The sequence below is a fragment of the Actinocrinis sp. genome (assembly GCF_035650855.1).
GTDB lineage: Bacteria > Actinomycetota > Actinomycetes > Streptomycetales > Catenulisporaceae > Actinocrinis.
The window spans coordinates 1-11,496 of the sequence record NZ_DASRGV010000025.1 but is presented as its reverse complement, the minus strand read 5'-3'; the positions used below and the strand labels follow the sequence as shown (position 1 = coordinate 11,496).

The window sequence follows — 11,496 nt, the reverse complement described above, 5'->3', positions numbered from 1 at the left end:
CCCAGCGAGTAGCCCCCGGCCCGCCGCCGCGCCGCATCGCGCAGCCCGACCAGGTCGATCACCTCGTCGACCCGGCGGGCCGGCAGGGCCTGGGACTGCGCCAGGCACAGCAGGTGGTTGCGCGCGGTGCGGCCCTTGTGGAAGGCCTTGGCCTCAAGCAGCGCCCCCACCTGGGTCAGCGGGATTCGCAGCGCCGCGTACGGCCGACCGTTGATCAGCGCCTTTCCGGAGTCCGGCCGCTCAAGCCCCAGCAGCAGCCGCATCGTGGTGGACTTGCCGGCCCCGTTCGGCCCCAGGAAGCCGGTCACCTTGCCCGGCGCGACGGTGAAACTCAGACCGTCCACGGCGGCCTTGCCGCCGTATCGCTTGGTCAATCCCTGCGCTTCGATCGCGTATGTCGAGGTCATGCCTCAACTCTCCCGGCCGGCGAGCACCCCTCGCGAGGGAGCGGTCACCCGTTCCAAAGGTGGTGCTGGCACGAACCCCGGCCGCTGTAGCGCGGGTGGTGGGAGTCACAACGCGGCTTTTAGCGGCCTCCGATACCCTTCGAAGGAAGACTGTCCGCAGGCGATGACGCAGCAGGGAGTGCCCAATGAGCGAGTCCGGACCGATCCGCGTGGTGATCGCGAAGCCGGGCCTTGACGGCCACGACCGCGGCGCGAAGGTCGTCGCGCGGGCGCTGCGCGACGCCGGGATCGAGGTCGTCTACACCGGCCTGCACCAGATGCCGGAGCAGATCGTGGCCACCGCGATCCAGGAGGACGCGGACGGAGTCGGCCTCTCGATCCTCTCCGGCGCGCACATGACGCTGTGCCCCAAGGTGGTCGAGCTGCTGCGCGAGCGGGACGCGGCCGACATCAAGGTCTTCGTCGGCGGCATCATCCCGGACGCGGACATCCAGCCGCTGCTGGACGCCGGGGTCGCCGCGGTGTTCACTCCGGGCACGCCGACGCAGTCGATCGTCGACTGGGTCAACGCGCAGCTCGGCCCCGCGGTCGCCACCGCTTCCTGAGGGCACTGCATTCTGAAGTCGCCGCATCCTGAAGCTGCGGCGGCGACGGCTCAGCTGCCTTGACCGGTGCCGGTGCCGGTCAGTCCGCACCGGGCCAGGATCACCGCCAGCGTGCCGGTGACCTCGACCGGGACGAATCGCAGCGGACCGTCGTGCTCCTGCGCGCTCACCGTGATCCGGACCGGCGGCGGATTGCCGCTGACCGCCACGAAGCTGTTGCTCGAGTAGCACTTGCCGGGAATGGCCACGTACACGTTCACCTCGCCGCCCGGCGGTACCGACGCTGGCGCGATGTACAGCGGTGGCGCGGCCGAGGTGCGCGCGAACGCCGCGTCGATGACGTCGACCGTCGTCGTGCCGTCATTGCGCAGCAGCACCAGCACGCCACCGGAGCCGGGCACCTCGTCGTAGCTCGACATGTCCACCGGCTCGGTAGCCTGGCGCAGCAAGATCGGCGTCGGCTGCGGCTTGTCCACGAAGCGGTACGCGCCATACGCGCCGAACGCGAAGCCCACGACGGCCACGATCACCGCGACCACGCCGGTGTGTTGGCGCAGCCGGGCCGCGGTGCCGAATTCGCTACTTGAGATGACCATTGCCGCCGCCGCTGATCCCAGGCAGTTCGGGCACACCGCAGTACTGGTTGATCACCGCCGGGTCGTAGAGCCCGAGACTCTGGTCGCTCTCGCGCGCCTGGGGGTTGGACGGGCCGTCCCGGGCGTCGGTGAAGGCCAACGCGTCGTACGCGTATCCCGCCTGGACCGACTCTCGCGCGACATTGCAGTTCTGAACGCTGACGAAGAGCTCGATGTGGGCCGAACCGCGCGCCGGCACCGTCACCGGATTGGGCAGCTGCACGTCCAGGCCCGCGCCGGACATCCAGCTCGCGCGCAGGTTCAGCGGTATGGCGGCCAGCAGCGGATACGGCGCGCGGTTGGTGACGTCGACGTCATAGAGGTAATCGCCGGGGAAGAACATCGGCAGCGTGGTCGCCTTGGTCGCCGTGACGACCTGCGGGCCGGGCATCGCCGCGCACACGGTCACCTCTTCGACATCGCTGAAGCGGTCGACCATCAGCGATTGCACGCGCGTGTGTCCGTCCGCCGTACGGATCGTGAGCCGGGCGACGGTGGCGACCGGATCCACTGAGGGCAAGTCGCCGCAGACGAAATGCGCGACGCCGCGCAGCGCGGTGACGGCGCCGGGAGCCGTCGGAGCGCCGGAGCTTACCGGCGTCAGCGTCGCGGTACCGAACTGCGGGGCGGTGATCTGAGCGCCGAGCAGCGCGACCGAATCAGGGCTGTCGTTGATCACGCTGAGGGTCACGTGCTGGTCGAAGGTGTTGGTCCACGGTGTCGCGAGCAACTGCTGCACGTTGCTCGGCTCGGGAGTGAGCGGCTGGATGACGAACGGATCGACCGGCGCCAAGTGCAGGCGGATGACCGCGCGATCGCGTGCCGCGGACCTGCCTTCCAGGAAGCCGGCCGTGGACGCGGCGCCGAGCGCGAGCGCGGCCAGGGCGATGCCCGCTTGCACGAACAGCGGATTTCCCGTGGAAAGGCCCGCGTTCCAGCGCCGGCCGACACGCTCGTGCAGCGGTGGCGCCTCGTGGGCGGGGGACCACACGCCGCCTTGGGTGTCGTCGTAGTCGAACTCGATCTCGAGGCCCAAACCACAGCCCTCCCGGCGGCAGGTCGCACACCGAGTCTAGCCCTTGGTACCTGTGCGGTCAGCCGTCAACCGGCGCCCTGTAACAGTCGCGCCGACCTCTGTCGGCGCGATCGAATAGTGTCTCGTCCATGGCAGGAACGATCGACCCCGCCGCGGCGCAGCGCTGGTCGGCCGACCGGGTGCACGCGCTCGCCCCGGACGCGTCGTCGCAGCGTGCGGGCGCGAAACTGGCCGCACCGGGGCCGTGGAGCGGCTGTGGCGCGCAGAGCGCGGCGGGCCTGCTGTGGGGGGACTGCAAGGGCAGCGGCGCGAAGCCGTATCAGGTCACTGTCGAGCTCTCCGCGGAGCAGGGGACGCCCGGCTACGCCTGCTCCTGCCCCTCGCGCAAGTTCCCGTGCAAACACGCGCTCGGGCTGATGCTGCTCTGGTCCGCGGGCGGGGTGCCGGAAGCCGAGGAGCCGCCGCAGCGCGTACAGGACTGGCTGGACGCGCGCCGGGAGCGGGCGGAGCGCAGCGAGGCGCGCAAGGCCGCGGCCGCTCAACGAGCCGCGGGGGAGGGCGAGGACGCGGATCCGGCGGCCGGACGCAAGGCGGCTGAAGCGGCCGAACGCCGCGCCGCGCAACGGATTCAGCGGATCGACGCAGGGCTCGACGATCTCGAACTGTGGCTGTGCGACCAGGTGCGCTCCGGGCTGACCGGGCTGCGCGCCGCCGGATACCGGCCGATCGACGACCTGGCCCGGCGCCTGATCGACGCCCAGGCAGGCGCCCTGGCCACCCGGGTACGTGAGCTGACTCACTGCCTGAACGCGCCGGAGGACTGGCCGGAGCGCACCCTGGCCGAGTTCTCCCTGCTGCACCTGCTGATCCAGGGCTGGCGCAACCGCGATGCGCTGCCCGCGCCGCTCGCCGCGACCGTGCGCCGCCGGATCGGACTGACCATGGCCGCCGCGGAGATCGCGGAGGTCGGCGAGCACGCCTCCGGGCGCTGGCTGGTCCTCGGCTGCCGGGACCTGGCCGCGGACAAGCTGGTCGAGCGGCGGGTCTGGCTGCAACGCGAGACGGACGGCCGGATCGCCATGCTGCTCGCGTTCGCGCCGCCGGGCCAGGCGTTCGGCATCGCGTTGCCCGCCGGCGCCGTCGTCGAAGCGGAACTGGCGTTCGCCCCGGACGCGGTACCGCTGCGCGCGGTCCTGGTGGAGCACAGGGTGGTGGAGAACGCAGTGGTTGAGAACACAGTGGTCGAGCGCACCGCGCTGAGCCAGAACCCTGAGTCGGTCGGCGAAGGCCCGCAGGGCGGAACGCTGGACGAGGCCGCCGCGGGCTTCGCGGCCGCGCTCGCCGCCGATCCGTGGACCGCAGCGGTGCCGGTCGTGCTCGACGGCGCGGTTCCGCTGGTCGGCCCGAAGCCGGAGGACTGGCAGATCGTCGACGCCAAGGGCGGCGGCCGGGTCCCCCTGCTCGCAAGCGCCGACGGCGCGGATCCGACGCGCGCCGAACGGCTGTGTCAGACGTTGCTCGCCTGCGGCGGCGCCCACCCGGCGCCGCTGTTCGGGCTCTACCGGCCCGCCGGGCTGACTCCGATCACGATCTGGAACAACGGACAGGCGGCGAGCTTGTGGTGACGGATACGCAGCCCGGCGACTGGGCCGAGCTGGTGTCGATCGCGCTGGTCGGCACGGATCGGCGGCCGGTGCCGCAGGCCGCGGGCCCCGGCCCGGGAGCGGACCGGGCGTCGCAGGATCCTGCGCTCGTGCTGCTCTCCCAGGCCGCGCTCAGCGCCCTGGCCTGGCGCGTCGGACGGCCGCCGGAGCGCTTCGAGGGCACGCTGCCGGCTCCCGCGCCGGCGGACCCGCGGCCGCCGCTGCCGGAACCGGCCGCCCGCAGGCTGCGCACCATCCTCGAGTCGTACCCCAAGTACCTGCCGGAATGGCTCGCCGCCGTGCGCGCCGCCGGATACCGGCTGCCCGCCGCGTTCCTGCCGCCGCTGCTCGACCTCGGCCGTACCAATATGCTGATCCGGGTGGACCTCGCAGCCGTAGCCGGCGAGCCCGGACGCTGGCTCGTGGCGGCCGGCGGCAACTGGAAGTACCTGCTGCGCGAGGCCCGCTCCCAGCTGCGGCCCGAGGACTGGCAGAGCCCTGATCCAGACGACCGCATCGCGTACGTCGCAGGGCTCTACCTCACCGACCCCGCCGCGGCCCGCCGGCTGATCCGGGAGACCTGGGCCGGCGAGCGCGTGCCGGTCAAGCTCGGCCTGCTCGCGCTGCTCTCCCGCTACCCGGACCAGGAGGACCTGCCGTTCGTGCAGACCCTCATCCGGGACTCCTCCAAGCAGGTGCGCGACGAGGCCACGCTGCTGGCCGGCAGCCTGGAGCGCAAACGCGACAAGCCGCAGCCGCCGGACTTCACCGCCGAGGTGGCCCGGCTGCTGGCCGGCGCCCGGGGCATCGGCCGGGACCTGCACAACTTCGTGATGACCCGCACCGGCGAGCCCTGGCCGCTGGACGGGGCGCAACTGCTGCTGGACGCGCTGGTCGAGCACGGCCGCCGGGCCGATCAGCCCGCGTGGACCGGCTGGATCGCCGAGCAGCTGCAGGTCGCGGTCGCGGACAACGCCCCGGTCGCGCTGCGCGACCGGGTGGCCGCGCTGGTGGCCGAGCAGGCCCTGGCGATGGCGCCGGGCGGCCCGGGCGTGAACCAGGCCTCCCGGATCGACCTGGTGTCGATGCTGGCCCTGCTGGACTTCCGCCGCGACATGCTCGCCGAACTCGCTCCTCCCCTCTTCTGAGACAGGCAGGAATCGCCGACGATGACCAATCCGCTGTCCGAACCAGCCGTCCTGCGGCCGCACGCCGAGGACGCCTACGCGCACGAACTCGAGGCGCTGGCCAAGGGCGACACCCTGCCGCGCCCGCCGCGCTGGAACCTCTCGCCCCGCGCCGTGACGACCTACCTGCTCGGCGGCCAGGCCGCGGACGGCACCGAGATCACGCCCAAGTACATCGGCCCGCGCCGGCTGATCGAGGTGGCCGTGGCCACCCTCGCCACCGACCGCGCGCTACTGCTGCTCGGCGTGCCAGGCACCGCGAAGAGCTGGGTCTCCGAGCACCTGTCCGCCGCGGTATGCGGCGACTCGACTCTGCTGGTCCAGGGCACCGCGGGCACCGCGGAGGAGTCGATGCGCTACGGCTGGAACTACGCGCAGCTGCTCGCGCACGGCCCCTCCCGCGACGCGTTGACCGCTTCGCCGCTGATGGCCGCGATGTCCGGCGGGAAGGTCGCGCGCATCGAGGAGCTGACCCGCATCCCGGCCGACGTCCAGGACACGCTGATCACGATCCTGTCCGAGAAGACGCTGCCGATCCCGGAACTCGGCGACGAGGTGCAGGCGGTCAAGGGCTTCACCGTCATCGCCACCGCCAACGACCGCGACCGCGGCGTCAACGACCTGTCCTCCGCGCTGCGCCGCCGCTTCAACACCGTGGTGCTGCCGCTGCCGGCCAGCGCCGAGGACGAGGTGCGGATCGTCGCCCGGCGCGTGGAGGAACTCGGCCGCGGCCTTGAGCTGCCCGAGATCCCGGCCGCCGCCGAGGAGATCCGCCGGGTGGTCACCGTGTTCCGCGAGCTGCGCTCCGGGGTGACCGAGGACGGCCGCACCAAGCTCAAGTCGCCCTCGGGCACGCTCTCCCCGGCCGAGGCGATCTCCGTGCTCACCGGCGGCATCGCGCTGGCCGCGCACTTCGGCGACGGCACGCTGCGCCCGCACGACGTGGCCGGCGGCATCCTCGGCGCCGTGGTCAAGGACCCGTCGGCGGATCCGGTGATCTGGCGCGAGTACCTGGAGACCGTGGTGCGCCCGCGCGAGGGATGGTCCCCGTTCTACGAGGCCTGCCGGGAGCTTTCGGCGTGAACCACGGCGCGGCGCAAGTCGTTCTGCTGGGAGTAAGGCACCACGGTCCGGGCTCGGCGCGAGCCGTCGCGGCGGCCCTGTCAGCCTTCGAACCCGACAGGATCCTGATCGAGGGACCCGGCGACGCCGATCCGCTCATCCCGCTGGTCGGCGCGGACGGCATGGAACCTCCGGTCGCCCTGCTCGCCTACCGGGAGCAGGACCCGAAGGTCTCGGCGTTCTGGCCGTTCGCCGCCTTCTCTCCGGAGTGGACGGCGCTGCAGTACGCCGCCGCCCGCGGGATCGAGGCCGGGTTCTGCGATCTGCCCGCCGCGGTCTCGCTTTCCGGCGAGACGGACGCGGACGCAGAAGGCGCGGATGGCCCCGACCCGATCGCGCAGCTGGCGCAGGCCGCCGGGTACGCCGATCCGGAGGCGTGGTGGGAGGACGTCGTCGAACATCGCGGCGGCCAGTACGGCGAGGACGAGACGGGGCGGCGAGCGACCGGAGGGGAGCCGCTCGCGGCCTTCGACGCCGTCGCCGAGGCCATGGCCGCGGTGCGGGAGCACGCACCGACTCCGCGGCGCGACGCGCTGCGCGAAGCCCACATGCGCATGGTGCTTCGCGCGGCGCTCGCCGACGGCGCGCAACGCGTCGCAGTGGTCTGCGGCGCCTATCACGTGCCGGCGCTGTCAGGCATCTGCGACGGTCGGGAGACCAGGCCGCCGACCGCCGCCGCGGACAAGCGGCTGCTCGCGAGCCTGCCCAAGCAGAGCAAGGCCACCGCGACCAAGCTGACCTGGGTGCCGTGGACGCACAGCCGGCTGTCCTACCACTCCGGCTACGGCGCCGGCATCGGCTCCCCGGGCTGGTATCAGCACCTGTTCGACACCGACGACCACATCGCGGAACGCTGGCTCGCGTCCGTCGCGGAACTGCTGCGCGCCGAGCGGTACCCGGTCTCCTCCGCGCACCTGATCGAGGGGGTGCGACTCGCCGAGTCGCTGGCCGCGCTGCGCGGCAGGCCCATGCCGGGCCTTGCCGAGCTGACCGAGGCCACCGTCGCGGTGCTCTGCGAGGGCCGGGACGAGCCGCTGGCGCTGATCGGCCGGGAACTGGTCGTCGGCGAAACGCTCGGCAGCGTCCCGAGCGGCGTGCCGACGGTGCCGCTGGCCGCCGACCTGACCCGCGAGGCCAAGCGGCTGCGGGTGCCCAGGACCGCCGCGCAGAAGCAGTACAACCTCGACCTGCGCAACGCCACCGACCTGGACCGCTCGAAGCTCTTCCACCGCCTCGGGCTGCTCGGCATCGACTGGGCCGTCGCCGTCGGCTCCCGCGGATCCGGCACCTTCCGCGAGTCCTGGGACGTCACCTGGGAGCCGCTGTTCGAGGTGCGTCTGGTCGAGGCAGCGGTCTGGGGCACCACGGTGATCTCCGCCGCGACCGCGAAGGTGCTCGACACCGCGGCGCAGACCGAAGCGCTCGGCTCGCTCACGGTCCTGGTGCAGCGCGCGCTGACCGCCGATCTGCCCGACGCGGTCGATCCGCTGATCGCCCAGGTGCAGAACCGCGCGGCGCTCGACACCGACATCGGCGACCTGGCCACAGCGCTGCCGCCGCTTGCCAACATCCTGCGATACGGCGACGTACGCGGTACCCGCGCGGACGGACTGCACGCGGTAGTGCGCGGTATCGCGGTACGCATCGCGATCGGCCTGCCGCCGGCCTGCGTCAACGTGGACGACGACGCGGCGCGCGCCCTCGCCCCCGCCCTCGGCAAGGTGCACGCCGCGATTCAGACCCTTGACGAGGACGTGATCCGCGAGCCGTGGGTGCAGGCGCTGCGGCAGGTGGCCGACCTCGGCGGCTCCGGCGCGCACGGCCTGCTGGTCGGGCGCGCCACCCGGCTGCTGAGCGACGCAGGGCTCTTCCACGCCGGGGACGTGGCCGCCCGCATGGCCAAGGCGCTCTCGCGCGGCACCGAACCCGCGGACGCGGCCGGCTGGCTCGAGGGCTTCCTGGCCGGATCAGGCCTCGTGCTCGCGCATGACAAGGCGCTGCTCCGGCTGATCGACGACTGGCTCGCCGAGCTCGACCAGGACCGCTTCGAGCAGGTGCTCCCGCTGCTGCGCCGCACCTTCTCCACCTTCAGCGCGCCCGAGCGGCGCACCATCGGCGAACGCGCCGCCCATCTCGGCCGCGCGGACCGCACCACGCCGGACGCGCCGGCCGCCACCCTGCCGACCGGTATCGCAGCGGACTGGTTCGCGGCGGCGCTGCCGACCGTCCGACTGCTGCTGACCGGGCAGAACGCCGGGACGGAAGCCTCCGCGCCCGCCGCCTCGCCGCCGCCCGCCAAGTCCCTGGAGCCCGCGCCGTGACCACCGCTGCCGATTCGAACGCCCCCGACGCCGAGCGGCTGCGCCGCTGGCGGCTCGTGCTCGGCGGCGAGGCCGAGGGCTCCTGCGGCGGACTCGGCGGCCGCGACCAGCGCATGGACAACGCGCTCGACGCGCTCTACGCCGCCGCCAACGGCACGAGCGCGCCGCGTGGCCGCCCCGACACCCGCGGGCAGCGCAGCGCCGGGCTGCAGGCCTCCGCGCCGAACGTCGCGCGCTGGCTCGGCGACATCCGCGAGTTCTTCCCCAGCTCCGTCGTCCAGGTCATGCAGCGCGACGCGGTCGACCGGCTCAACCTGCGTCAGCTGCTGCTCGAACCCGAGCTGCTGAGCGCCGTGGAACCGGACGTGCACCTCGTCGGCACCCTGCTCTCCCTCAACCGGCTGATGCCCGAGGAGACCAAGCAGACCGCACGGCAGATCGTGCGCACCGTCGTCGAGGAGCTCGAACGCCAACTCGCCCAAGGCTTCCGGGCCGCCGTGACCGGAGCGCTCAACCGGGCCGCGCGCACCAACCGCCCGCAGCCGCGCGATATCGACTGGAACCGGACGATCCGCGCCAACCTGAAGCACTATCAGCCCGCGTACCGCACCATCGTCCCCGAGCGGCTCGTCGGCTACGCCCGCGCGGCCAAGACCGTCAAGCGCGACGTGATCCTCGCCATCGACCAGTCCGGCTCGATGGCCGCGTCCGTCGTCTACGCCTCGCTCTTCGGCGCGGTCCTCGCCTCGATGAAGACGCTCAAGACCTCCCTGGTCGCCTTCGACACCGAGGTGGTCGACCTGACGCCGGTGCTCACCGACCCGGTCGACGTGCTGTTCGGCACGCAGCTCGGCGGCGGCACCGACATCAACAAGGCGATCGCCTACTGCCAGTCGCTGATCACCCGGCCCACCGACTCGATCTTCATCCTCATCTCAGACCTCTACGAAGGCGGCATCCGCGACGAGATGCTGCGCCGGATGGCCGAGATGACCGCGACCGGGGTGCAGTGCATCACCCTGCTGGCGCTCTCCGACGAGGGCGCGCCCGCCTTCGACCAGCGCAACGCCGCCGCGCTCGCCGAACTGGGCGTCCCCGCGTTCGCGTGTACGCCGGACCGGTTCGGCCCGCTGATGGCCGCCGCCATCGAGCGCCGCGACCTCGCGCCATACGCCGCCTCCGGCTGACCGGGCGAACCCTCTTTCGCGGACGTGGGATGCATCGGTACTGTCCCGGTCTATGTCAACGCCACCTCAAGACCCGAGTACCGGCGCGTCGGGCAGCTGGCCTGCGCCACAAGGCACGCCGCAGGACGCGCCGCCCGGCGCGCCGCAGTTCGGGCAGCCGACCGGCGGTTACCCGCAGCAGGGATACGGGCAGCAACAGCCGGGCTACCCGCAGCCTGGATATCCCCAGCCCGGATATCCGCAGCAGGGTTACCAGCAGCCTGGCTATCCGCAGTACCCGCAGCAGGGCGGCCCGTACAACCAGTACGCGCCCTACGGTGGCGCGCCGGGTTACTACGGCGCGCCCCCTGCGCAGCTGGCCACGTGGGGCGCCCGCGTCGGCGCGGCCCTCTTGGACGGCGTGATCGTCGTCGTTCCGGTCTTGATCCTCTTCTTCGTCCTCCTCGCGGCGACGACCACGAGTTCGACCTACGACCCGAACACGGACAGCTACACCGGCGGCGGGATCTCCGCGCTCGGCATCGTGCTCATCGCGCTCATCTACCTCGGCGCCCTCGCCTTCGAGCTCTGGCAGCTCTACAAGCAGGGCACCACGGGCCAGACCATCGGCAAGAAGGTCGTCGGCATCCGTGTCATTCGCGAAGCGGACGGCCGGTACACCGGGTTCGGGATGGCCTTCGTGCGCAGGCTGGCGCACATCGTCGACGGGTTCTGCTACATCGGCTTCCTGTGGCCGCTCTGGGACGCCAAGAACCAGACCTTCGCCGACAAGATGTGCGGCACGATCGTCGTTCAGGGCTAGCCGTCACGGCCGAGGGCGCGCATCACGGCGCGCCCTCGGTATCGCAGTCAGCCATTCGTGCCTGAAACGCCGTCAGGTCGCGGTACCGCACTCCGGGCAGAACGTTCCGCCGTGCGTCTCGGCGTTGCACTGCGGGCAGACCAGTTGCCGCTCGGTCTTCACATCCACCGCCTGCGCCTGCTGCTCGCCGACCGCGTAAGCGTTCGCGCGGGTCGCCGCGACCAGGCCCTCCGCCCGCGCCTCCTCCACCTCGGCCTGCACATCGGGCGTGCAGTTCAGGCACAGACCGCGATCCGTGTTCCAGCACGGGCGCAGACGTGGTGATGGCACCGGGCACACCGGTGGAAATGCTGCTCAGCCTTGGTGATCGCCCGCTGGAACGCCGCGTCCCTGGCCCGATGCCAGCCGGACTGCGCCAGGCCGTCCGCGGCGTTCGCCACCCGTCCGGCTACCGGACACGCGTGCTGTAGACGCACATCACAGGCGGCCGGTTACGGGCCATTCACCGAACCGGGATAACCTCATAACAGCTTCCTAGGTAGGCCGGGGAC

At 72.2% G+C, this 11,496-nt stretch carries 11 protein-coding genes; 7 read left to right on the top strand and 4 right to left on the bottom strand.

Annotated elements, in window-relative coordinates; translation table 11 throughout:
* On the bottom strand, positions 1-407 hold a 407-nt coding region (locus tag VFB40_RS02050; RefSeq protein ID WP_324847522.1), incomplete at its 3' end, for an ATP-binding cassette domain-containing protein.
* A gap of 185 nt (positions 408-592) precedes the next feature.
* Here VFB40_RS02050 and icmB point away from each other — a divergent pair.
* A complete protein-coding gene (gene icmB / locus VFB40_RS02045) occupies positions 593-1,012 on the top strand; it encodes a coenzyme B12-dependent isobutyryl CoA mutase small subunit (protein WP_324841266.1) in 420 nt (139 codons plus the stop codon).
* Positions 1,013-1,062: 50 nt separating this feature from the next.
* On the opposite strand, the gene VFB40_RS02040 is transcribed toward icmB, so the two are convergent.
* Positions 1,063-1,608, bottom strand: a complete 546-nt coding sequence (locus tag VFB40_RS02040; protein WP_324847521.1) for a hypothetical protein — start codon at positions 1,606-1,608, stop codon at positions 1,063-1,065.
* Complete coding sequence (locus tag VFB40_RS02035) at positions 1,592-2,683, bottom strand: hypothetical protein (RefSeq protein WP_324847520.1); 1,092 nt, start codon at positions 2,681-2,683, stop codon at positions 1,592-1,594. The genes VFB40_RS02040 and VFB40_RS02035 overlap by 17 nt, the downstream gene beginning before the upstream one ends.
* Positions 2,684-2,811: 128 nt before the next feature.
* Between VFB40_RS02035 and VFB40_RS02030 the strand changes: the two genes are divergently transcribed.
* The 6 genes from VFB40_RS02030 to VFB40_RS02005 are packed head-to-tail and all read left to right on the top strand — an operon-like array spanning position 2,812 to position 10,945.
* Positions 2,812-4,308 carry an SWIM zinc finger family protein gene (locus VFB40_RS02030; RefSeq protein ID WP_324847519.1) on the top strand — a complete coding sequence of 499 codons (1,497 nt, stop codon included), beginning with the start codon at positions 2,812-2,814 and terminating at the stop codon, positions 4,306-4,308.
* Complete coding sequence (locus VFB40_RS02025) at positions 4,305-5,474, top strand: DUF5691 domain-containing protein (protein WP_324847518.1); 1,170 nt, start codon at positions 4,305-4,307, stop codon at positions 5,472-5,474. Before VFB40_RS02030 ends, VFB40_RS02025 begins: the two co-directional genes overlap by 4 nt.
* A gap of 21 nt (positions 5,475-5,495) precedes the next feature.
* Positions 5,496-6,596 carry an ATP-binding protein gene (locus VFB40_RS02020; protein ID WP_324847517.1) on the top strand — a complete coding sequence of 367 codons (1,101 nt, stop codon included), beginning with the start codon at positions 5,496-5,498 and terminating at the stop codon, positions 6,594-6,596.
* Positions 6,593-8,956, top strand: coding sequence for a DUF5682 family protein (locus tag VFB40_RS02015; RefSeq protein ID WP_324847516.1), 2,364 nt, complete (start codon positions 6,593-6,595; stop codon positions 8,954-8,956). The genes VFB40_RS02020 and VFB40_RS02015 overlap by 4 nt, the downstream gene beginning before the upstream one ends.
* A complete protein-coding gene (locus VFB40_RS02010; RefSeq protein ID WP_324847515.1) occupies positions 8,953-10,143 on the top strand; it encodes a VWA domain-containing protein in 1,191 nt (396 codons plus the stop codon). Before VFB40_RS02015 ends, VFB40_RS02010 begins: the two co-directional genes overlap by 4 nt.
* 52 nt (positions 10,144-10,195) lie before the next feature.
* Positions 10,196-10,945 (top strand): RDD family protein, encoded by a 750-nt coding sequence (locus VFB40_RS02005; RefSeq protein ID WP_324847514.1) that lies wholly within the window; start codon positions 10,196-10,198, stop codon positions 10,943-10,945.
* A gap of 72 nt (positions 10,946-11,017) precedes the next feature.
* Here the strand turns inward: VFB40_RS02005 and VFB40_RS02000 are convergent, their stop codons facing one another.
* Positions 11,018-11,275: a hypothetical protein gene (locus VFB40_RS02000; protein WP_324847513.1), complete on the bottom strand. Its 258-nt coding sequence runs from the start codon at positions 11,273-11,275 to the stop codon at positions 11,018-11,020.
* Positions 11,276-11,496: the final 221 nt, after the last annotated feature.